The following is a 21,437-nucleotide window of genomic DNA, read 5'->3' on the forward strand; positions in this document are numbered from 1 at the left end:
GCGGTGGACGGTGACGTCCAGCCTCACCCGCGGTCACTGGACCGACCAGGGTTGCACTCGCCGTGAACGCAACCGGCGACGACTCACCCGCCGAGCAGGAACCCGATCGCGGTCGCGGCGACGGTCAGCTCGATCGCCGCGCCGAGGACGTCGCCGGTGACGCCGCCGAAGCGATTCGCGCAGTGCCGGGTCAGACCGACCATCGCCGCCAGGACGACGGCCACGACGAGCGGCCCCTGCCACCAGCGGTCGGGTACCGCGGCGGCTGCGCACGCGACGAGCACCACGAACCACGCCGCACACACCCGGCGGGACTGGGTGCCGACGACGAGGGCGCCGAAGCCCGTCGGTGTCGCGGGGGACAGGGCGGACCGGCACGCGAGCACCGCCGCGACGCGACCCGTGGTCACGGTGAGGACCACGGCCGCCCACCGACCCGACGCGGCCAGCTCCCCGAACGAGAGTGCCTGGGCGCCAAGGCAGATCAGCAGGGCCGCCGCGCCGAACGGGCCGACGCCACCGCTGCGCATGACCTCGAGGGCGCGCTCCGGCGGTCCGTAGCAGCCGAGCCCGTCGACGGTGTCGGCCAGTCCGTCGACGTGCATGCCGCGGGTGGCCAGCGCGAGGACGGCGACGGACACCAGCCCCGCGAGTGCCTGTGGAAGGGACGCCGCGGTCAGCAGCCACGCGGCACCGGCCGCGAGGACACCCAGCGCGGCACCGACGACGGGGGTCGCGGTGAGCGCACGGCGCCCCGCGGTGCGGTCGATCGGGGACGCGTCGTCCCGGTACGGGATCGGGAGCACCGTCAACCAGGACAGCGCCAGCCGCACCCCGACGAGCACCCCGTCAGTCCGTCGCGTCGGCGGGGTCTGCAGCGTCGGCGGTGCCGGCAGGTTCTGCGGCGTCGGCGGTGCTGACCCCGGCGTCGGCGAAGGTCGCCATGTTCGCCAGGGTGGCGATCGCGCCCTGCAGCACGGGCAACGCGACGACCGCTCCGGAGCCCTCGCCGAGCCGCATGCCCAGATCCAGGATCGGATCGAGCTGCAGGTGCCGCAGCGCCAGGACGTGCGCGGGCTCGGTCGACCGGTGACCGGCGATCCACCAGTCGCGCGCACCGGGTGCGAGTTCCTCGGCGACCATCGCCGCGGCGGTCACCACGACGCCGTCGACGATCACCGGGGTCCGGCGAACCGCGGCCTGCGCGAGGAAGCCTGCCATCGCCGCGAGGTCGGCGCCGCCGCCGATCCGCAGCAACGCCACCGGGTCCGCAACATTCGGCCGCACCCGCCGCATCGCGTCCCGGACCGCCGCGGTCTTGCGGGCCCAGCCGGCGTCGTCGATCCCGGTGCCGCGCCCGACCGCGGCGACCGGTTCGGTGTCGGTCAGTGAGGCGATCAGCACGGTCGCGGGGGTGGTGTTGCCGATGCCCATCTCGCCGGCGATCAGCAGGTCGGCGCCGGCGTCGATCTCCTCGTCGGCGATCGCCCCGCCGGCCTCGATCGCGCGGATCGCCTCCTCCGGCGTCAGCGCGTCCTCGCGGTCGACGGCCCCGCTCGAGCGCCGCACCTTGAACCGGGACACGCTCGGGTCGGTGTCGACCGCGACGGAGATGTCGACGACCCGGACGCCGACACCGGTGGTCGCGGCCAGTGCGTTGACCGCGGCGCCCCCGGCGAGGAAGTTCGCCACCATCTGCGCCGTCACCTCGGCCGGATACGCGGACACCCCGTGCTGCGCGATGCCGTGGTCGCCGGCGAACACGACCACCCGAGGCCGCTCGAACTGCCGCGGCGGGCACTGGCCCTGACAGGCGGCAACCCATCCGGCGAAGTCCTCGAGCCGGCCCAGTGATCCGGCGGGCTTGGTCAGCTGCGCCTGCCGGGCGTCGGCCTCGGCGCGGACGGTCCTCGACGGCGCGACCACGGGGTCGAACGCGGCCGCGGTCCTCGCGGGTTCGGGTGTCGAGGTCGATTCGGTTGTCACACTGGACCTTTCACGTAGGTTCTCGTCATCTGGCGAGGTGTCACTTCAGTCGCACGGTCAGCCCCGCGACGGCGAGGACCACGTCATCGCACACCTGCGCCAGCCGGCCGTTGAGGCTGCCGATCTCGTCGCGGAACAACCGTCCCGACCGGGTTTCGGGAATCACCCCGAGCCCGACCTCCGGGCTGACCAGTACGAGTGTGCCCGGATAGCCTGCGACCGCGTCCACCAGGTCGTCGCAGCGCGGGCCGATGGTGCCGCGGGGACGGTTCCAGGCGTCGGCGGCGTCGAGTTCGGCGGTCAGCCAGGTGCCGAGGTCGTCGACGAGCGTGGGGGGTCCGCCCGCCCGCAGCACCCCTGCGAGGGTGGGGCCGACGGCGCTCTCGACCGTCGTCCAGTGGGCCGGGCGCCGGTCGCGGTGTTCGGCGATCCGTGCGGTGAAGTCGGTGTCGGCGGGATCGACGCGCGCGGTGGCGACGTAGCGCACCTCGCCGTCCGGCATCAACGCCTCCGCATGACCGGACTTGCCGGACCGGGCCCCGCCGAGGACGAGGGTGCGGCGCGGTGTTGACACGCCCTAGACCGTACCAACGCGGGTGGAGGCGTCACCGAAGCGTCGGCGGTAGTCCGCGGGGGCGACGCCGAGCCGGCGGTGGAAGTGGTGACGCAGCAGTGCGCCCGACGAGAAGCCGCACCGCCGCGCGATCTCCTCGAGGCCGAGATCGGTCTGCTCGAGCAGGTGCTGCGCCAGCAGGACCCGTTGCGCGGTCAGCCACTTCACCGGGGTGGTGCCCGTCTCTGCGGCGAAGCGCCGCGCGAACGTGCGGCTCGACATCGCGGCCCGCGCGGCCAGGGAGTCGACGGTGTGGGCGCCGTCGAGGTTCTCGCCGAGCCAGGACAGGATGTCGGCGATGCCGTTGTTCGAGCACGCCACGACCGGGTTCTCGATGAACTGCCGCTGGCCGCCGTCGCGTTGCGGTGCCACGACCATCCGGCGGGCGATCGTGTTGGCGACCTCGGTGCCGAGTTCGCGGCGGATCAGGTGCAGGCAGGCGTCGATGCCCGCGGCGGTGCCGGCGCTGGTGATCAGTGTGCCCTCGTCGACGAACAGGACGTCGGGGTCGACGGTGGTGGCCGGGTGGGTGCGGGCGAGCTCGGCCGCGTGCATCCAGTGCGTCGTGCACCGACGGCCGTCGAGCAGCCCGGCCGCTCCGGCGAGGAAGGCGCCGGAGCAGACGGTCAGGACGATCGCGCCGGCATCGGCGGCGTCGCGGACCGCGCGCACCACCTCGTGGGGGTACTCGGCGCGGATCGTGGAGGCGGGGACGATCACCAGGTCGGCGCCGGCGACGGCGTCGAGTCCGTGGTCGGGGGTGAGGGTCACACCGGGGATGTTGGTCGTGAGCGGGACCCCGGCGCGGGGGCCGCACACGCGGAAGTCGAAGGCCGGTACGCCGGAGTCGGTCCGGTCCAGTCCGAACACCTCGCAGACCGTTCCGAACTCGAACATCGCGACTCGGTCGACGACGAGGGCGGCCACGCGGGACAGCATGCCCCCAGTGTATGGCGCGATCTCGAGGGTGGCTGGCATTGCTGCCACTGTCGGCGGGAAATATTCGGTCGCAGACTTACTGCCATGACCGGATTCCTCGTACTCGTCCTGGTGGGCGGCGCACTTGCCGTCGGATTCGCCGGTTTCCTGCAGTGGTCACGGCGGGCCGCGGAGCCGGCATGGAAGCCCTGTCGCATCAACGCCTTTCGCCCCGAGCCGCCGCGCGGATCCGATTCCGTCCCCGACCGTGACGACGCGCGCATCGCGGCCGACCTGGCCGTACTACGAGGCCGGGCGCCTCATCACTGAGGCGCCCGGAGGGTGTCGTCGCACGGTGCGGGTCAGACCGCGTCGCCCGGCGTGACGCGCGGCTGCGGGGCACGCATCTTCCGGATCTGGGAGGCGCGGACGAAGGCGTACCAGCCGAGCTTGAACCCGCCATCGAGGGTGTCCGGGAACCGCTCGCGCACCTTGTTGTTGATCCGGCGGCCCATGATGACGCCCTCGATCACCATGAACAGCATCATCACGAACATGGCGAGGGTGACGATCGCCTGCAGCCCCGGATTGAGGAACATCGCCAGGATCAGCAGCACCGCGAGCGGCATGAACATCCCGACCAGGTGCCTGCGCGAGTCGACGAGGTCGCGGACGTAGGCGCGGACCGGGCCCTTGTCGCGGGGCAGCAGGTACTTGTCCTCGCCGGCGAGCATCCGGGCGCGCCGGTCCGCGGACTCGGCGCGACGCTCGGCCGACGCGACCTTCCGCTCCTCCTTGGTGCCCCTGTTCTGCTTGCGGCGCTCCCTCGCCTCCTTCGACGTCATCGGCGCGGGAGCGACGGGGCCGCGACGCCTGCCCTCGGCCTCGCGCCGGCTCGGGGTGGGACGGCCCTTGCCCTCGGTGACGGCGGACGGCGCCGGGGTGGTCGGCTCGGTGGTCGTCGACTCGTCGACCCCGTTGTCTCCGTTGTCGGAATTGTCGGGGTTTCCGCGGCGCAGCAGTTTCACCCCACCAGGCTACTTGCTGCCGATGCCGCACCACGACCCCACTCTCCCCGGCGCTCGTGCACCGGCCTCGCCGCAGCGCCGGACAGGCGGGGCGCGCGTCCGGCATTCCGCCCTAGACTCGCCCGATGCGAGTGCTGATCGCGCCCGACTCGTTCGGCGACACCCTGACCGCCGTCGAGGCCGCGGACGCCATCGCCGCCGGCTGGAAACACGGACGCCCCGACGACGTGCTCGTGCGCGCCCCGCAGTCCGACGGTGGTCCCGGCTTCGTCGACGTCCTCGCCGTCCGCGGCGGCGACGTCCTCGACGTCACGGTCGCCGGCCCCCTGTCCGACCCGGTCCGCGCCCGCTGGCTGCGCGTCGGTGACGTCGCCTACATCGAGTCGGCGCAGGCGTGCGGACTGCACCTCCTCGGCCGCGACCCCGACCCGGAGTCGGCGGTCACCGCCCACAGCGCCGGCGTCGGCGAGCTCGTCGCCGCCGCCGTGGCAGCGGGCGCGACCACGGTCGTCGTCGGACTCGGCGGCAGCGGCTGCACCGACGGCGGTCGCGGTCTGGTCACCGGACTCACCGGCGCAGCCCCGGACCCGGACGCGCTGCGCACCGCGCGGGACCGACTCGCCGGGATCCGGCTGATCGCCGCGACCGACGTCGAGAACCCCCTGCTCGGGCCCCGCGGGGCCGCGGCGGTGTTCGGCCCGCAGAAGGGCGCCGACCCGGCCACCGTCGACCGGCTCGAAGGACGCAACGCGGCATGGGCGACGGTGCTCGACTCGTTCGCCGGGCAGCCGGTGTCCCGCGCCGCGGGCGCCGGCGCCGCCGGCGGGCTCGGCGCCGCCCTGCTCGCACTCGGGGCGCGGCGACGATCCGGAGCCGACATCGTCGCCGAACTCACCGAGCAGGACGCGCTGCTGCGCTCCGTCGACGCGGTCGTCACCGGCGAAGGACGGTTCGACCACCAATCGCTCGGCGGAAAGGTTGCCGTCGCGGTCGCCCGGGCCGCCCACGCGCAGGGCGTCCCGGCGCTCGTGTTGGCCGGCCAGGTCGCCCTGGACCGGGCAGACCCCGACCTCGTCGCCCTCGCGCTGCGCGGAGTGCACTCCGTCAGCGACCACGCCGGATCGGTCCGCGTCGCGATGGACGACGCGGCCCGGCAACTCGCCGGACTCGCCGAGGTCGTCGCGCAACGCTGGTGAGCCCACGGCGCCGCGCGTCGAGGGCGACGGCGCTGCAAAGTCGAGGGCGACGGCGGTGCAAAGTCGAGGGCGACGGCGGGAATAGCGCGCAGAAGAGTACGGTTGAAGCGTTCACGGGTTTTGGTACAAGCGAACAGGGAGAGCCCATGACAGTGCAGAACGAGAGCGCAGTGCAGTCCGACGGCGCAGTGCAGTCCGAGGCTGCGCACAAGGTCGTGATGAGTGACGCGGCCGCCGCCAAGGCCAAGGCCCTGCTCGACCAGGAGGGCCGCGACGACCTGGCCCTGCGCATCGCCGTGCAGCCGGGTGGCTGCGCCGGACTGCGCTACCAGCTGTTCTTCGACGACCGCAGCCTCGACGGGGACCTCGTGGTCAACTTCGGCGGCGTGAACCTGGCCGTCGACCGGATGAGCGCACCGTACGTCGAAGGTGCGACCATCGACTTCGTCGACACCATCGAGAAGCAGGGCTTCACGATCGACAACCCGAACGCCACCGGCTCCTGCGCCTGTGGAGATTCGTTCAACTGATCGTCGGCACGTAGCCACTCCGGCGCGGCACCCAGAACGGGGGCCGCGCCGGAGTCGTCTCCGGGAGCACCCGGACCGGTGCGGGTACCGTGAGGGCTTTGCACGAGCACCGTCGAACTGAAAGGTCCCACGCGTGACAATCGCGGTCACCGGATCCATCGCCACCGATCACCTGATGCGTTTCCCCGGACGCTTCGCCGAACAGCTGATTGCCGATCAGCTCCAGCACATCTCGCTGAGCTTCCTCGTCGACGACCTCGTGGTCCGGCGCGGCGGTGTCGGCGGCAACATCGCGTTCGCGATGGGTGTCCTCGGTGGCTCGCCGCTGCTGGTCGGCGCGGTCGGCGTCGACTTCGTCGAGTACCGCGGCTGGCTGGAGAAGCACGGCGTCGACTGCACCGGGGTCCGGGTCTCGGAGACCGCGCACACCGCCCGCTTCGTCTGCACCACCGACGAGGACATGGCGCAGATCGCGTCGTTCTACCCGGGTGCGATGAGCGAGGCCCGCGACATCTCCCTCGCCGACCTGCCCGCCGGTGTGGAGATGGTGCTCGTCGGCGCGAACGACCCGGCCGCCATGGCCCGGCACACCGAGCAGTGCCGCGAACTCGGCCTGCCCTTCGCCGCCGACCCGTCCCAGCAGTTGGCCCGGCTCTCCGGCGCGGAGGCCCGCGCACTGATCGGCGGCGCGAAGTACCTGTTCACCAACGAGTACGAGTGGGCGCTGCTGCTGCAGAAGACGGAACTGACCGAGCGCGAGATCGCCGACCAGATCGGGCTGCGCGTCACGACGCTGGGATCGAAGGGTGTCGAGATCGTCGATCGCGAGGGCAACGTCGTCCGGGTCGGCGTGGTGCCGGAGAAGGCGAAGGTCGATCCGACCGGTGTCGGAGACGCGTTCCGCGCCGGCTTCCTCACCGGACAGAGCGCCGGCCTCGACATCGAACGGTCGGCGCAGCTCGGGTCGCTCGTCGCGGTACTCGTCCTCGAGACCGTCGGCACCCAGGAATGGACCCTCGACCGCGACGACGCCGTCAAGCGCCTCGCCGAGGCCTACGGCACCGAGGCCGCCGACGAGATCGGCGCCCTGCTGAAGTAGGCGGCTGCGCCGCCCGTGAGTCCTTCCGGTCCCATTGCGGACCGGAAGGACTCACGGGCGGAGCGCCTCTACACGTGGACCGGGTAGACCGGCTCCTGGATCTGCGGCACGATCCGCTTCTCGACGAAGATGCCGTGCCAGACCATGAAGCACAGCACCGTCCACAGCCGCCGGCTGTGGTCCGAGGTGCCCGCCCGGTGCTCGTTCAGCATCGACACGACCGCGGCCTTGTCGAAGACGTGATCGGTCTGCGAGTCGGCGATCTGCTGGTGCGCCCAGTCGAACAGTTCCGTGCCGGCGAGCCAGTGCCGCAGCGGCACCGGGAAGCCGAGCTTCGCCCGGTGCAGGACGTGCGCCGGGACGATGCCCTCGAGCGCCTGCCGCAGCGCGTACTTCGTCGTGCTCTTCGTGATCTTCTGGTCGAGCGGCACCTGCGACGCGACCTTGTAGACCTCGGTGTCGAGGAACGGCACCCGCAGTTCGAGAGAGTTCGCCATCGTCATCTTGTCGGCCTTGACGAGGATGTCGCCGCGCAGCCACGTGAACAGGTCCAGGTGCTGCATCCGCGCGACCGGATCCCAGCCCGCGGACTGCGCGTAGATCGGGGCGGTCACGTCCTGGTGCGTCCACTCCGGACGGAAGTCGCGCAGCACGGCCCGCAGTTGGGCGTCGTTGAAGCTGCGGGCGTTGCCGTAGTAGCGCTCCTCGAGCGTCATCGAACCCCGGCTGAGCAGGCTCTTGCCGCGGGTACCGTCCGGGATCCGCTCCGACAGCGTCCCCGCGGCCCGGCGCAGCGGCGCGGGCAGGTACTCGAACGGCTTGAGCGACAACGGTTCCCGGTAGATCGTGTAGCCGCCGAACAGCTCGTCGGCGCCCTCGCCGGAGAGCACCACCTTGACGTGCTTGCGGGCCTCCCTGGCGATGAACCACAGCGGCACCAGCGCCGGATCGGCGACCGGGTCGTCGAGGTACCAGATGATCTCCGGGATCGCCGCCGCGAACTCGGCGGGGGAGACGACCTTGGTCACGTGCCGCGCGCCGATCGCCTCGGCCGACTCCGCGGCGACGTCGATCTCGGAGTACCCCTCGCGCTCGAACCCCGTCGTGAAGGTGATCAGCTTCGGGTTGTGCCGCATCGCCAGCGCGGCGATCGCCGTCGAGTCGATGCCGCCCGAGAGGAACGACCCGACCGTGACGTCCGCGCGCATGTGCTTGGCGACCGAGTCCTCGAGCGCTTCGGCGATCTCCCGGTACCGTGACTGCTCGGAACCGGCGGTGAACGGCCGCACCGGGAACTGCGGGGTGAAGTAGCGGGTGATCCGCGGGGCCTCCCCGGGACGGACCCAGGCGTGGGAACCGGACTCGAGCCGGCGGATGCTCGCGTGTAGCGACTCGGGTTCCGGGACGTACTGCAGCACCGTGTAGTGCTCGATCGCCCGCGGGTCGAGGGCGCCGCCGATGCCGACGACGTCGGCGAGTTCGAGCAGGCTCTTCTTCTCGCTGCCGAACGCGGTGCCCGCCGTCCCGGTGGCCAGGAACAGCGGCTTGATCCCGAACGGGTCGCGCGCGAGGAACAGCTCCCGCGTCTCGGTGTCCCAGATCGCGAACGCGAACATGCCCCGCAGCCGGCGGACGGCGTCGGCGCCCCAGTGGTGGAACGCCGCGACGATGGCCTCGCTGTCACCCTCGGTGTGGAACTCGGCGCCGTGGTCGCGCGCCAGTTCCTCCCGCAACTCGAGGTAGTTGTAGATCTCGCCGTTGAAGGTGAGCGCGTACCGGGTCGGATTGTCCGCGGGGCCCCAGCGCAGCGGCTGATGCGAGTGCTCGATGTCGATGATCGAGAGCCGGTTGAAGCCGAACACGAGGTCGTCGTCGTGCCAGGTTCCGTGCTCGTCGGGACCCCGGTGACGCAGGCAGTGCATCGCGGAGTCGACACTCGCGACGGCGTCGTCGGTGGTTCCGTCCGAGGTCAGTAGCCCGAGCAGTCCACACACAGCGTCCAGTACCTCAATTCGCTTCGGGGGGAACTCCGCACCCGCGTGAACAGGAGGGGAGGGGATTGCCGATCAATTGTCCCGAGTATGCCGCAGACTCGCGGAACTGCTCGGTGTGACCCGAGAGTGGATGGGCGCCGCCTTTGGTCTACGCTGCGTAGTATTCGGGTGTCCCGCAGGGCTGCCCCTGTCAATTTTGCGGCGATCAGGAAGGCGTGAACGTGGCGCAGAGTCGGATCCTTCGGCGAGCGGGGCTGGCGGTCTCATTGGGACTGGCCGCCATGCTGCTGTCGGGATGTTCGATCGACAATTCGGTGCTTCGCTTCGGATGGCCGTCGGGCATCACTCCGCAGGCTGAGCGGATGCGTGAACTGTGGACCTGGTCGGTCATCGCCGCCCTGTTCATGGGTGTGATCGTGTGGGGCCTGACGTTCTGGACGGTCATCTTCCACCGGAAGAAGAAGGACTCCCCGGAGTTCCCCCGCCAGACGGCGTACAACGTGCCGCTCGAGCTCCTCTACACGGCGGTCCCGTTCGTCATCATCGCGGTCCTGTTCTACTTCACCGTGGTCGTGCAGAACTACGTCACGGAGAAGGAAGAGGACCCGAACGTCGTCGTCGACGTCACCGCGTTCCAGTGGAACTGGAAGTTCGGCTACCGCAGCATCGACCTGCAGGACGGCTCCGCCAAGTACGACGGTGTCGACGCCGAGGCGCAGGCTGCCGCCGAGGCGCCCGCCGAGGAGCAGGTCATCCACGGTCACGAGGTCCCCGGTCCGCTCGCGGGCAAGAGCGAGACCGACCTGTCGTACCTGCGTTACGACACGATCGAGACCGTCGGCTCCAGCACCGAGATCCCGATCCTGGTCCTCCCGACCAGCAAGCGCATCGAGTTCGTCCTCGCGTCCTCCGACGTCATCCACGCGTTCTGGGTGCCGGAGTTCCTGTTCAAGCGGGACGTCATGCCGAACCCGGAGGAGAACCACTCCGACAACGTCTTCCAGATCAGCGAGATCGACAAGGAAGGCGCGTTCGTCGGCCGCTGCGCCGAGATGTGCGGTACCTACCACGCGATGATGAACTTCGAGGTCCGCGCCGTGAGCCCGGAGAAGTTCGCCGAGTACATCAAGCTCCGCAAGCCGGTCGACGAGGGCGGCAAGGCACTGACGACGGCCGAGGCACTCGCGGCCATCGGCGAGTCGCCGGTCGCGACCTCCACCTCCCCGTTCAACACCGAGCGGACCTACCGCCAGGCCACCGAAGTTCTCGAGGGCGAGTACCAGTAAGCGGTGCCCCGGCACTTCACGACCTCACGGGGCTGCACGGCCTCCGACGACCTCGCTACATAAGGACGAGCTGATATGAAGATCGAAGCGAAGCTCTTCGAGTTGTTGACGGTGTTTTTCATCTTCATCGCCATCGTGTACGGCATCTTCACCGCCGTCTCGAGGACCGGGGTCGAGTGGGCGGGCACGACTGCCCTGGTGCTGACCGCCGGGCTGAGCCTGATCATCGGAACCTACTTCCGGTTCGTGGCACGTCGACTCGACACCCGCCCCGAGGACTACGAGGACGCCGAGATCTCGGACGGCGCGGGCGACCTGGGCTTCTTCAGCCCCGGTAGCTTCTGGCCCATCCTGCTCGCCGCATCGGCCGGCTTCACCGCCGTCGCCCTCGCGTTCTTCCAGCCGTGGCTGATCGTCGTCGGCGCGGTGCTGGTCATCGCGTCGGCCGCCGGCCTGGTCTTCGAGTACCACATCGGACCCGAGAAGCACTGACACGGACTACTCGTCGCCGAGGGCGCCGCACCCACACGGGTGCGGCGCCCTCGGCGTTTCGGCGTCCAGGGCCTCGGCAGGCGGCGACGGCACATCCCTGCCACGATGAACGGTGTGATCATCGAGCATGCGCTGTTGTCCGTTCGTGCCGGGCAGGAATCGCACTTCGAGGCCGCCTTCGAGGAGGCCACGTCGATCATCTCGTCGATGCCCGGGTTCGGACGGCTGACTCTGTCCCGCTGCATCGAGCGAGTCGGGACCTACCTGCTGCTGGTCCGGTGGGACACGCTGGAGGACCACACCGACGGCTTTCGCGGGTCGCCGCAGTACGAGCAGTGGCGTCGGCTGCTGCACCACTTCTACGAGCCGTTCCCGACGGTCGAGCACTACGAGCCGGTGATCGCCGTCCCGGGACCCAGCGTCTCCTGACGTCGTACCCGGCGCGCACCGGGGGAGGGGCGGCACGAATTTCCCAGCCGCCCGGGACGACCGTCCCTTCCGGTCGGGACGCGGCGTTCGACACCATCGTCCGATGACGACAGCGAGCCGCAACCACGGGCTGATCGATGCCCTCGCCGAGCGGCAACGCCGCGTGCTGCACCTGCGCCTGGTGTGCGGCATGGCGACCGTGCACACCGCCCGGACTCTCGGCTGCACGCCCGCCGTGGCTCTCCGCATCCAGCACGAGGCGCTGAACGAACTGCGCAGACGGCTGCGGGACAGCTGAGGGTGAGGCCTTCCGCTGCCGTCGGGGCCGGGACACGGGTTCCGTCGACAGTCGGGTTCCGTCGACACAGAACCCGTAGAGCAGGAAAAGGGGAAGGCCCCGAACCCTCGAGTGGGTTCGGGGCCTTCCCCGTGTCGCTGGTGACGAGATCAGTGCTTGCTGTCGCCGTCCCCGTGCTCGATGCCGTGCGACTCGGCCTCGATGCCGTGCACCTTGTCCTGGTACGCCTTCAGGATCGCGAGCTGCTCGTGCTCCTTCTGGTGCTCGGCCGCGAGGAGCGCCGCCGCCTCGTCCGCCGGGTCGGCGTACAGCAGGCTGCCGGAACCGGGCTTGCCGGCCGATCCGAGCTTGTTCATCTTCTTCGGGATCGCCGCGCCCTGGTACTCCAGCGGGATCGGGTGGCCGTGATCGTCGACCGGTCCGAGCGGCTGGTGCACCTCGATGTACTCACCGTGCGGGAGACGCTTGATGACGCCGGTCTCGATGCCGTGCTCGAGCACCGCGCGGTCGCTGCGCTGCAGACCCAGGCAGAACCGGTAGGTGACGAAGTAGGCGATCGGGGGCAGCAGCACCATGCCGATGCGGCCGATCCACGTCATCGCGTTGAGCGAGATGTCGAACTTGTACGCGATGATGTCATTGATGCACATGATCGTGAGAATCGCGTAGAAGGTCACGGACATGACACCGATCGAGGTGCGGACCGGGACGTCACGCGGACGCTGCAGCAGGTTGTGGTGCGCGTCGTCCTTGGTGAACTTCTTCTCGATCCACGGGTACGCGATCAACACCGCGAACACCAGGCCCATGATCACCGCGACCGCGAACACCGCGGGCACCGTGTAGCGGCCGAACGGGTAGATCTCCCATGCCGGCCACAAGCGGGCCAGACCGTCCGTCCACATCATGTAGATGTCGGGCTGGCTGCCCGCGGACACCTGCGAGGGGTTGTACGGGCCGATGTTCCAGATCGGGTTGATCTGCAGCACGCCACCCATCACGGCGAGGATGCCGAAGGTGAAGGCGAAGAACGCGCCACCCTTGAGGGCGAAGACCGGGAGGATGCGGACGCCGACGACGTTGTTCTCGGTACGGCCGGTGCCGGGGAACTGCGTGTGCTTCTGGTACCAGACCAGCGCCAGGTGAGCACCGATCAGGGCCAGGATGATGCCCGGAACGAGCAGCACGTGCGCGACGTACAGTCGCGGAATGATCAGCGTGCCCGGGAAGTCGCCGTCGAAGATCAGGAACTGCAGCCAGCTGCCGACGATCGGGACCGACAGGGTGATACCGGACAGTGCGGCGCGCAGGCCCGTGCCGGACAGCAGGTCGTCGGGGAGCGAGTAGCCGAAGAAGCCTTCGAACATCGCCAGGATCAGCAGCAGGCAGCCGATGACCCAGTTCGCCTCACGCGGGCGTCGGAACGCGCCGGTGAAGAAGATGCGCAGCAGGTGAACGATGATCGACGCGGCGAACATCAGCGCTGCCCAGTGGTGGATCTGCCGGACGAACAGGCCGCCGCGGACCTCGAAGGAGAGGTCGAGGGTGGTCGCGTACGCCCGCGACATCTCCACGCCGCGCAGCGGCTGGTACGCACCGTTGTAGACGACCTCTGCCATCGACGGATCGAAGAACAGGGTCAGGTACACGCCCGAGATCAGCAGGATGATGAAGCTGTACAGCGCGATCTCGCCGAGCATGAAGGACCAGTGCGTCGGGAAGACCTTGTTGATCTGCTTGCGCACACCGGCCGCGAGGTGGTAGCGCGAGTCCAGGTTCTCGCCGGCTTTCGCGGCGTGAGCTGCGGCCTTCGTCTGGCCGCCAGTGATGGTTGTCATGAACGACGCTCCCAAAATCCGGGGCCGAGGGCCTCGATGAAGTCACCGTTGGCGACGAGGAAGCCCTCTTCGTTGACTGTAATCGGCAACTGGGGCAGTGCGCGAGCGGCGGGACCGAAGATCGGCTTGCCGTACTGCAGGGCGTCGAACTGCGACTGGTGGCACGGGCACAGGATTCGGTTGGTCTGCTGCTCGTACAGCGACGTCGGGCAGCCCAGGTGGGTGCACAGCTTCGAGTACGCCCAGTAGTCGCCGAAGTTGAAGCTCTCCTGGCCCTTGCGGCGAACCGCGCGGTCGCTGTCCTCGGTGCGCAGACGGATCAGCATGACCGGGTTGTCGGCGCGCTTGAGTGCGTGCGCGAGCGCCGCCTCGTCGTCACGCTCGGCCTCGCGGAAGGGGAACACCGTCTCCATCGCGCCGGCGTCGAGGTCCTCCGGGCGCACCAGCACGATGTCGCTCGGACGACCGGTGTTGCGACGCAGGTAGATGGTCTCGCCGGGGAAGGTCGGGGTCCATCCGGAGGTCCACAGGTCGGACTTGTCGCCCTTCGCCCACGGGTTCTTGATCAGACCGCCGAGCGGCATGATCGCCATGACGCCCAGCGCGCCCGCACCGAAACCGAGGGTCCGCTTGATCACCTTGCGGCGACCGATGGTCGAGGTCTCCAGCGAGTCGGAGAGCTCGGCGACGATCGTCTTGCGGTCGACCTCCGGGGAGCCGCCCTGGTCGTGGCGGTCCTGGATCGAGAGCTCCTCGGGGATGAACTTCTTGGTGAAGAGCACCGCGCCGACACCGAGACCGAGGATCGCCAGACCCATCGTCAGACCGATCAGCGGCGTGTACAGGTTGTAGAGGCCGTAGCCCTCCTCGCCGAGGCCCTTGTACTCCCAGGGCCAGAACAGGTAGATCGCGATGAACGCGATCGCCGAGATGCCGGCGAGGGCGAACCAGTAGGCGACGGCGCGCTCGGCGCGCTTCTCCGCCTTCGTGCCCTCCACGGGCCAGCGGTCGCGCCGGAACGCGACGTCGACACCGTCGAGGTTCGTGCCGAGCGTGACGAGCTCGTCGCGACTCATCGCGTCGAGTTCGTCCTTCGTGTAGTCCTTCTTCGGCGTGTCGCCGTGGCCGGCGTCGCTCATGACCTTGCTCCGATCCAGAGTGCTGCGCCGACGATGGCGACGATTCCGATGGCCCACATCGCCATGCCCTCGGACGCCGGGCCCAGGCCGCCGAGACCGTAACCGCCGGGGCTCTGCGTCTCGGAGGCGGACTTGATGTAGGCGATGATGTCGCTCTTCTCGTCCGAGCTCAGCTGGCGGTCGGAGAACTTCGGCATGTTCTGCGGACCGGTGACCATGGCCTGGTAGATCTGCTGCTCGTTCGGCGCGTCGAGCGCGGGCGCGAACTTGCCGGACGACAGGGCGCCGCCGCGGCCGGTGAAGTTGTGGCAGGAGGCGCAGTTGAGACGGAACAGCTCGCTGCCGCGGGCGACGTCGTCACCGCGCAGCGAGGTGGTCGCGACCTCGCCGTTCTCGTCCCGGACGACGGTCGGGCCGCCGCCGTTGGCCTGGATGTAGGCACCGATGGCGTCGGTCTGGTGGGCGTCGAACTTCGCCGGCTTGCGGACGGCCTGGGCCTGGTTGGAGGCCATCGGCATGCGGCCCGACGACACCTGGAAGTAGACGGCGGCCTCGCCGACACCGATCAGGCTGGGACCACGGTCCAGCACACCCTGCAGGTTCGCGCCGTGGCAGGTGACGCAGGACGTGTCGTACAGCTGCTTGCCCTCGCGGATCAGCGCTGACGCATCGTCGGACGCGGTCGCAACCTGCGGCGTCGGGGTCAGTGCCGACGCGAGGAAGCCTGCGCCGACGAGTCCCATCATCAGGATCAGGGCGCCGGTGACACGGCGGCGAACCTTGCGCTGACGACGGGCTTTCGTGGCAGTCGCGCTGTCGGCGGCTGCTGAAGGGGGGGATGAACTCATCTGTATCCCTTTGGTCTCGCGGGACGGACTGAACGGACTGGGCTGGGTGCTGCGTTCAGCTGCTAACGGATGAAATAGATGGTGGCGAACAGGCCGATCCACACGATGTCGACGAAGTGCCAGTAGTACGAGACAACGATCGCTGCGGTTGCCTGCGCGGGGGTGAACTTGCTGACCTTGGTACGCACCAACAGGAAGACGAACGCCACGAGGCCGCCGATGACGTGCAGGCCGTGGAAACCGGTCGTCATGTAGAAGACCGATCCGTAGGCGCTGCTCGACAGCGTGGTGCCGTGCTCAACCAGGTGGATGTACTCGTACGCCTGGCCGAGCACGAAGAAGGTGCCCATGGCCAGGGTCAGGATGTACCAGCGGCGCAGGCCGAAGACGTCGCCGCGCTCGGCGGCGAAGACGCCCATCTGGCAGGTGAACGACGAGGCCACGAGCACCGCGGTGACCGGCACGGCCAGTGCCAGGTTCAACTCCGTGGGCTCCGGCGGCCAGTTGCCGTTCGCCTGCGCGCGCGCGACGAAGTACATCGCGAACAAACCAGCGAAGAACATCAACTCGCTGGACAGCCAGATAATGGTGCCGACGCTGACCATGTTCGGCCGGTTCAGCGAGTGCACGCGCTGGGTTATTGCGGATCCTTGGGTCCCTACTGCGCTCGTCACAGAAGGAAGTATGACGCGTTGTCGTACGAGAGGACCACCCGGGTCCGTTCTAGACGTGTCGCTGTCGCTCTCCAGTATGCCCGTGCCCGTGATTGTGCAGGTCGGCGCTCGTGGGACGCTGTTCTGATGACTCGGCTGGGTTGGTGGCACAGGTTTTTCGGACGGCGCTCGGCGGTTGCTCTGGACCGGGATCGGACGGATCTGGTGGTGGTCGTGTCGAGCGTCGACGACGCCGAGGCGTGCAGCACCGCGCTCGACCGCGGCGCCGCGACCGACCCTCGGTGGAGTCCCGAGGCCGAGGCGGTGCTCCGGCACCATCTGCGCCTGCCCGCCGACGCGGTGGACCGGGCCGCCGAGCTCGCGGCGCAGGACGGGTACACGGTCGCCCTCGCGCCGGGGGACGTTCCGAACGTCGACGACACCGACGGCCTCGTCACGGTCGTGCTGCACCGCACTCAGGTCCTCGACGCGCTGCACTGTTCGCAGGAGCGGTCCCGGATGGCCGGTCTGGCGCAGCGGGCGGGAGGCACCGTCGTCGGGTGGGACGCCCTGCAGCCGCCGCCTGATCAGGGTGCGCGAACTGACTAAGCTGCACTGCGGATCGTTCGGGACGACAGTGAAGGCGGATGGAATGGGGACTTGGCCAGAGGTGCTCGGCTCTCTGACGGACGGACGCGATCTCGACGCCGCCACCGCCGCGTGGGCGATGAGCGAGATCATGTCGGACAACGCCACCCCCGCCCAGATCGCCGCGTTCGGTGTCGCACTGAAGATGAAGGGCCCGACCCCGGCCGAGGTGACCGGCATCGCGGACGCGATGCTCGAGCACGCCCGCACCCTCGACGTCGACTCCGACGCGGTGGACATCGTCGGCACCGGCGGTGACCGGCAGCAGACGGTCAACATCTCGACGATGGCGTCGGTGGTGGTCGCGGCGACCGGGATCCGCGTCGTCAAGCACGGTAACCGCGCGGCGTCGTCGAAGAGCGGTGGTGCGGACGTGCTCGAGGCACTCGGGGTCCGCATCGGCCTGGACCCGGCGGCCGTGGCGGAATGCGTCCGTGAGGTCGGTATCGGATTCTGCTTCGCGCCCACCTTCCATCCCGCGTTCCGGTTCACCGGTGCGCCGCGCAAGGAGATCGGGATTCCGACCGTCTTCAACGTGCTCGGTCCGCTGACCAACCCGGCCCGGCCGCGAGCCGGCCTGATCGGGTGTGCGTTCGCGGACCTGCAGCCGGTCGTTGCGGGGGTCCTCGCCGGCCGGGGCGCGACCGCTCTGGTCGTGCGCGGTGACGACGGGCTCGACGAGATCACCACGTCGACGACGAGCTCCGCGTTCGTGGTCGAGGGTGGCACGGTGCGGGAGGACCGCATCGACCCCACCGAACTCGGCATCGAGCGAGTGCCGCTCGACGCGCTCCGCGGTGGTGACGCGGAGGTGAACGCGGCGATCGCGCGGACCGTCCTGGGCGGTGAGCGGGGCGCCGTGCACGACGCGGTGATCCTGAACGCGGCGGGCGCGATCGCGGCTCACGGCGGGTTGAACGGTTCGCTCGGTGAGGCGTTGCAGGCGGGAATGGCGCGGGCCGTCGAGGCGATCGACAGCGGGGCGGCCGCAGCTCTCCTGGATCGCTGGGTCGAGGTCAGCACCCGCCTCGCGGGCTGACCCGCCCGACGCCGACATGACGCGCAGAACCCCGGCTCGGGAGATCCGAGCCGGGGTTCTGCACCGCGGTCACTCGCCGATGGAGAACGCCGCCTCGACGTCGGCGCTCGCGTAGGACCGGAACGCGATGTGCGTGGTGGTCCGCACGACCCCCTCCACCTTGTTGATCGCGCCGGTCACCACTTCGGCGATCCGCTCGTGGTCGCGGACCTTGACGATCGCGATGAGGTCGACGTCACCCGCGCACGAGTACACCTCGGAGACACCGGCGATGTCGGCGACGGCCTGGGCGGTCTCGGGAATCCGGTTCGCCTCGGCGTCGATCAGGACGATGGCGTTGATCATCTCGCTCCTTGTGGATCTCGGGGGTGGCTCGGTCTCTCAGCGTAGGCGCCGGCGCCCCGCGCCAGCGCGCACCACTGCTGCCACGAACCCGCGCCGTGTGCGGGCTCGCGGTACCCGTCGGTGGCGCGCACGATCCGGACGCCGGGCCCGTCGAGCCAACTCGCCACCAGCCCGACCTCGCCCGCGGTCGCGCCGCGCAGGGGCGAGGGGTCCGGTAGGACGGTCTCCGCGGACAGTGTCAATGCCTCGACGACGGGCATCGGTGCCACTCCGCGAGGTGCGACACCGGAGGACGCCAGTCGTCCGCACCGGACGACGGCGAACTCCCACCCGCCGCCGTCGCGGGGTCGGGCGGCGACCAGTTCGTCGATGGCGGCGACGGCCGCGAGCCGTTGGCAGCGGCGCAGTGCGGTGCCGAGCGCGGCCGTGCGGTCCCGCAGCCGCGCAGCGCTCTCGAACAGTTCCGCGGCCGCGAGGTCCTCGATGCGGGCCCGCAGCCGGTGCAGCGGGGCGGCGTCGTCCCCGCGGATCAGCGCGCGGACGGTGTCCACAGCGGGACGGTAGGCGTCGGGCGTCTGGGGGGTACTGCCCGCCGGGCAGCCGCCGACCGCGCTGTCCGGGCAGTCCGGCCCGTGCACCTGGTCGCGGCGAATCTTCTTGGTGCAGGTACGGATTCGGCTCACGTCGGCGATCGTCGCGGCGGTGTCGGCGGCGTCGGTCCGATTCGTGAACGGCCCGAGGCTGTCGGGGCCGGCGCGGCGGGTGACGGAGAGCCGGGGGAACGGCTCGTCGGTCAGTGTGATCCACCACGCCCGCTTCGGAAACTTCGACCTCCGGTTGTACGGAGGGGCGTACGCGGCGAGCATGCGCAGTTCGCGTACGGCGGCCTCGAGGCCGTGCGCGCACTCGACGTGGTCCACCCGGGTCGCGAGTGCCACCATCTCCTTCATCCGCGCGCGGGTCTCCGATCCGGTGAAGTAGCCGCGCACCCGGCGCTGGAGGTTGACCGCGGTCCCGACGTAGAGGACCTCGTCCGACGGCCCGCGGAACAGGTAGACGCCGGGTGTGCGGGGCAGGTGTGCGGCCAGGCCCCGCTTGCCGCGCTGCGCGGCAGACACGTTCGGCAGGTAGTCGACGAGTTCGGGATAGCTGTGCACGCCGAGGTTGCCGACGCGCTCGATCAGAGCGTGCAGGACGTCGACGGTGGCGCGGGCGTCGTCGAGTGCCCGGTGCGTCGGCCGGGTGGTGACCCGGAACAGGTCCGCCAGCGCCGAGAGTTTCACCGACGGTGCCTCCTCGCGGGAGAGCACCCGGCGGGCCAGCTTCACCGTGCACAGCACCTGGAACGGCGGCCACGCCAGATCGAGGCGGGTGGCCGCCGCCCGCAGGAATCCGACGTCGAAGCGGGCGTTGTGCGCGACCAGGACGGCGCCGCGGGAGAACTCGAGAAAGGTCGGCAGTACCTGTTCGATCCGGGGCGCGCCGACGAGCATCGCCGAGGTGATGCCGGTCAGCTGCACGATGAACGGGGACAGTGTTCGCCCCGGATCGACGAGGGTGGCCAGTTCTCCGATCACCTCCCCGCCGCGTACCTTCACTGCCCCGATCTCGGTGATGGCGTCCTCCCCGGAGTTGCTGCCGGTGGTCTCGAGGTCGACGACGACGAATGTCGTGTCCCGTAACGGGGTGTCCAGCTCGTCGAACGTCAGCTGGCGTGCGGTGGTGTCACGGGAACTCACGCCCCCGAGGCTAGGGGGCGGCACCGACAGGTCGTGTCGCTCAACGGTTCCTGTCGGGGGGTGTCGCTACTTTCGGCTCGTGTCGGCCTCTCGAAACGCCCGGCGACCACGAATGAGACGAGGGTCACAATGATTGTGGATTGCAGCGAATGCGCGGTTCGCGACATCGCCTGCGTCGACTGTGTGGTGACCGTGCTGCTCGGCTGCCCCGAGGCCGATTCCCGGGTGGAGACCGTCCGGTCCGGTGTTCCCGGCCGAATGAGTATTGAGCAGGAGGAACGGGTGGTCCTCGTGGCACCTGCGGACGCCGGAACGGTGCCGCGACCGAGGCAGGTCCCCGTGGTCCGACCCACGCAGACCAGGCGGTCGTTATCGGTTCGTGACCAAGCCGTCCGCTGACGCGAAACGGATGCCCGAATTGCTCGGTTGGCCCGACTTTCCGGGTCGTCGGGGTCGACAGCGGCGTGGTGCTTTCGTAATCTTCTCGAGACCTAGCGGAGTCTCGTCGCACCACACCGGTGCGGCATCGCCAGGTACCGCCTAATCGAACTCCCGCAAGGGAATCGTGCCGGGAACCCAGGTTTCCATTGGGGTGAATCCCGCCGGAGCGCAGACCGCGTGCCGACGGGTAGGGCTGATCTTCCCAGCCCGAACCCGTCAGCTAACTCGGTCGGCGGACGAACGGAAGAAAGGCACCTCCTTCTCGTGGCAACACTGAGCACCAAGGCGCGACGCGTCGCCGTCGCCGGCATCCTGACCGTCGGCGCGATCACGGCCACCGCGGCTCCCGCCCTCGCCGAGCCCGTCACGGTTCCCGGCGTCGGCACCTTCGACATCCCGGGCGTCCCGGCGCAGACCATCGAGATCCCCGGTCTCCCGCAGCTCCCCGAGATCCCGGGCGCTCCCGCTGCCATCGCTCCGATTGTCACCGCTGGTCAGAAGGCCGTCGACGCCGCTGCCAGCAAGATCGGTGCCCCCTACGTGTGGGGTGCGACCGGCCCGGACGCCTTCGACTGCTCCGGTCTGGTGCAGTGGGCGTTCAAGCAGGTCGGCATCAGCATTCCGCGCACCAGCTACGACCAGGCCGCGGCCGGTACCCCGGTCTCGCTCAATGCGCTGCAGCCCGGTGACGTCGTGTCCTTCTACGGTGGCTCCCACTCCGCCATCTACGCCGGCAACGGTGAGGTCATCCACGCCGCGACCTCCGGTACCCCGGTCAAGCGCGCTCCGCTGTCGTCGATGCCGGCGGACGGCGCACGCCGCTACTGACGTACGGCGCCGCGGGCCGGGGAAGGGGCGCGGCGTCGACGAACGGCCCG

Annotated in this window: 23 protein-coding genes and 1 riboswitch; of the genes, 11 read left to right on the forward strand and 12 right to left on the reverse strand. The window is 69.8% G+C overall.

Features of this window, described 5'->3' with window-relative positions; genetic code table 11:
* Positions 1–83: 83 nt before the first annotated feature.
* From ACFYVR_RS17770 to ACFYVR_RS17785, 4 genes are all read right to left on the reverse strand, one after another.
* Positions 84–845 (reverse strand): adenosylcobinamide-GDP ribazoletransferase, encoded by a 762-nt coding sequence (locus tag ACFYVR_RS17770; protein ID WP_387475434.1) that lies wholly within the window; start codon positions 843–845, stop codon positions 84–86.
* A 4-nt stretch (positions 846–849) separates the two neighbouring features.
* Complete coding sequence (cobT, locus tag ACFYVR_RS17775; RefSeq protein WP_387475436.1) at positions 850–1,986, reverse strand: nicotinate-nucleotide--dimethylbenzimidazole phosphoribosyltransferase; 1,137 nt, start codon at positions 1,984–1,986, stop codon at positions 850–852.
* Positions 1,987–2,026: 40 nt separating this feature from the next.
* Positions 2,027–2,488 (reverse strand): bifunctional adenosylcobinamide kinase/adenosylcobinamide-phosphate guanylyltransferase, encoded by a 462-nt coding sequence (locus ACFYVR_RS17780; RefSeq protein ID WP_387475698.1) that lies wholly within the window; start codon positions 2,486–2,488, stop codon positions 2,027–2,029.
* Positions 2,489–2,563: 75 nt separating this feature from the next.
* Positions 2,564–3,538, reverse strand: coding sequence for a GlxA family transcriptional regulator (locus ACFYVR_RS17785; protein ID WP_387475438.1), 975 nt, complete (start codon positions 3,536–3,538; stop codon positions 2,564–2,566).
* An 84-nt stretch (positions 3,539–3,622) separates the two neighbouring features.
* On the opposite strand from ACFYVR_RS17785, the gene ACFYVR_RS17790 reads away from it, so the two are divergent.
* Positions 3,623–3,847 carry a hypothetical protein gene (locus tag ACFYVR_RS17790; RefSeq protein ID WP_387475440.1) on the forward strand — a complete coding sequence of 75 codons (225 nt, stop codon included), beginning with the start codon at positions 3,623–3,625 and terminating at the stop codon, positions 3,845–3,847.
* Positions 3,848–3,879: 32 nt separating this feature from the next.
* Here the strand turns inward: ACFYVR_RS17790 and ACFYVR_RS17795 are convergent, their stop codons facing one another.
* Positions 3,880–4,545 carry a DUF3043 domain-containing protein gene (locus ACFYVR_RS17795; protein ID WP_387475442.1) on the reverse strand — a complete coding sequence of 222 codons (666 nt, stop codon included), beginning with the start codon at positions 4,543–4,545 and terminating at the stop codon, positions 3,880–3,882.
* 125 nt (positions 4,546–4,670) lie between these two features.
* Here ACFYVR_RS17795 and ACFYVR_RS17800 point away from each other — a divergent pair, with 125 nt between their 5' ends.
* The 3 genes from ACFYVR_RS17800 to ACFYVR_RS17810 all read left to right on the forward strand — a co-directional run bounded on the left by ACFYVR_RS17800 (position 4,671) and on the right by ACFYVR_RS17810 (position 7,370).
* Positions 4,671–5,741, forward strand: a complete 1,071-nt coding sequence (locus tag ACFYVR_RS17800) for a glycerate kinase (RefSeq protein WP_387475444.1) — start codon at positions 4,671–4,673, stop codon at positions 5,739–5,741.
* A gap of 146 nt (positions 5,742–5,887) precedes the next feature.
* A complete protein-coding gene (locus tag ACFYVR_RS17805) occupies positions 5,888–6,271 on the forward strand; it encodes a HesB/IscA family protein (protein WP_387475446.1) in 384 nt (127 codons plus the stop codon).
* A gap of 133 nt (positions 6,272–6,404) precedes the next feature.
* Positions 6,405–7,370, forward strand: a complete 966-nt coding sequence (locus ACFYVR_RS17810; protein WP_387475448.1) for a carbohydrate kinase family protein — start codon at positions 6,405–6,407, stop codon at positions 7,368–7,370.
* Between the two features lie 68 nt (positions 7,371–7,438).
* On the opposite strand, the gene asnB is transcribed toward ACFYVR_RS17810, so the two are convergent.
* Positions 7,439–9,364: an asparagine synthase (glutamine-hydrolyzing) gene (gene asnB, locus ACFYVR_RS17815; protein WP_387475450.1), complete on the reverse strand. Its 1,926-nt coding sequence runs from the start codon at positions 9,362–9,364 to the stop codon at positions 7,439–7,441.
* A gap of 215 nt (positions 9,365–9,579) precedes the next feature.
* Between asnB and ACFYVR_RS17820 the strand changes: the two genes are divergently transcribed.
* The 4 genes from ACFYVR_RS17820 to ACFYVR_RS17835 all read left to right on the forward strand — a co-directional run bounded on the left by ACFYVR_RS17820 (position 9,580) and on the right by ACFYVR_RS17835 (position 11,869).
* On the forward strand, positions 9,580–10,650 hold the full coding sequence (locus ACFYVR_RS17820; protein ID WP_387475452.1) for a cytochrome c oxidase subunit II: 1,071 nt from the start codon (positions 9,580–9,582) through the stop codon (positions 10,648–10,650).
* A 75-nt stretch (positions 10,651–10,725) separates the two neighbouring features.
* Positions 10,726–11,142 (forward strand): cytochrome c oxidase subunit 4, encoded by a 417-nt coding sequence (locus ACFYVR_RS17825; protein WP_387475454.1) that lies wholly within the window; start codon positions 10,726–10,728, stop codon positions 11,140–11,142.
* 105 nt (positions 11,143–11,247) lie between these two features.
* Positions 11,248–11,571 carry an antibiotic biosynthesis monooxygenase family protein gene (locus ACFYVR_RS17830; RefSeq protein WP_387475456.1) on the forward strand — a complete coding sequence of 108 codons (324 nt, stop codon included), beginning with the start codon at positions 11,248–11,250 and terminating at the stop codon, positions 11,569–11,571.
* 103 nt (positions 11,572–11,674) lie between these two features.
* Complete coding sequence (locus tag ACFYVR_RS17835) at positions 11,675–11,869, forward strand: sigma factor-like helix-turn-helix DNA-binding protein (RefSeq protein WP_387475457.1); 195 nt, start codon at positions 11,675–11,677, stop codon at positions 11,867–11,869.
* Between the two features lie 149 nt (positions 11,870–12,018).
* Here the strand turns inward: ACFYVR_RS17835 and ACFYVR_RS17840 are convergent, their stop codons facing one another.
* From ACFYVR_RS17840 to ACFYVR_RS17855, 4 genes are all read right to left on the reverse strand, one after another.
* A complete protein-coding gene (locus tag ACFYVR_RS17840; RefSeq protein ID WP_387475459.1) occupies positions 12,019–13,707 on the reverse strand; it encodes a cytochrome bc complex cytochrome b subunit in 1,689 nt (562 codons plus the stop codon).
* The gene (locus tag ACFYVR_RS17845) at positions 13,704–14,846 is read right to left on the reverse strand and encodes a ubiquinol-cytochrome c reductase iron-sulfur subunit (protein ID WP_387475461.1); all 1,143 of its coding nucleotides are present in this window, start codon (positions 14,844–14,846) and stop codon (positions 13,704–13,706) included. The genes ACFYVR_RS17840 and ACFYVR_RS17845 overlap by 4 nt, the downstream gene beginning before the upstream one ends.
* Positions 14,843–15,694: a c-type cytochrome gene (locus tag ACFYVR_RS17850; RefSeq protein WP_387475463.1), complete on the reverse strand. Its 852-nt coding sequence runs from the start codon at positions 15,692–15,694 to the stop codon at positions 14,843–14,845. Before ACFYVR_RS17850 ends, ACFYVR_RS17845 begins: the two co-directional genes overlap by 4 nt.
* A 62-nt stretch (positions 15,695–15,756) precedes the next feature.
* Positions 15,757–16,368: a heme-copper oxidase subunit III gene (locus tag ACFYVR_RS17855; RefSeq protein ID WP_387475465.1), complete on the reverse strand. Its 612-nt coding sequence runs from the start codon at positions 16,366–16,368 to the stop codon at positions 15,757–15,759.
* A gap of 126 nt (positions 16,369–16,494) precedes the next feature.
* Here ACFYVR_RS17855 and ACFYVR_RS17860 point away from each other — a divergent pair, with 126 nt between their 5' ends.
* Both ACFYVR_RS17860 and trpD read left to right on the forward strand, forming a co-directional pair.
* Complete coding sequence (locus tag ACFYVR_RS17860) at positions 16,495–16,956, forward strand: hypothetical protein (protein WP_387475467.1); 462 nt, start codon at positions 16,495–16,497, stop codon at positions 16,954–16,956.
* A gap of 43 nt (positions 16,957–16,999) precedes the next feature.
* Positions 17,000–18,034 carry an anthranilate phosphoribosyltransferase gene (gene trpD, locus ACFYVR_RS17865; RefSeq protein WP_387475469.1) on the forward strand — a complete coding sequence of 345 codons (1,035 nt, stop codon included), beginning with the start codon at positions 17,000–17,002 and terminating at the stop codon, positions 18,032–18,034.
* Between the two features lie 69 nt (positions 18,035–18,103).
* Here trpD and ACFYVR_RS17870 read toward each other — a convergent pair whose 3' ends face one another.
* Together ACFYVR_RS17870 and ACFYVR_RS17875 are read right to left on the reverse strand one after the other, a co-directional pair.
* Entirely contained in the window at positions 18,104–18,379 is a 276-nt protein-coding gene (locus ACFYVR_RS17870; RefSeq protein WP_387475471.1) for an Lrp/AsnC family transcriptional regulator, read from the reverse strand.
* Positions 18,376–20,118, reverse strand: a complete 1,743-nt coding sequence (locus tag ACFYVR_RS17875; RefSeq protein ID WP_387475473.1) for a DEDD exonuclease domain-containing protein — start codon at positions 20,116–20,118, stop codon at positions 18,376–18,378. Before ACFYVR_RS17875 ends, ACFYVR_RS17870 begins: the two co-directional genes overlap by 4 nt.
* A 527-nt stretch (positions 20,119–20,645) precedes the next feature.
* A riboswitch (cyclic di-AMP (ydaO/yuaA leader) is annotated at positions 20,646–20,810 on the forward strand.
* Positions 20,811–20,823: 13 nt separating this feature from the next.
* Between ACFYVR_RS17875 and ACFYVR_RS17880 the strand changes: the two genes are divergently transcribed.
* Positions 20,824–21,387 carry an NlpC/P60 family protein gene (locus ACFYVR_RS17880; RefSeq protein ID WP_387475475.1) on the forward strand — a complete coding sequence of 188 codons (564 nt, stop codon included), beginning with the start codon at positions 20,824–20,826 and terminating at the stop codon, positions 21,385–21,387.
* Positions 21,388–21,437 lie beyond the last annotated feature (50 nt).

Origin of the sequence: Rhodococcus sp. NPDC003318 (genome assembly GCF_042879035.1) — a bacterium.
Taxonomy (GTDB): domain Bacteria; phylum Actinomycetota; class Actinomycetes; order Mycobacteriales; family Mycobacteriaceae; genus Rhodococcus_G.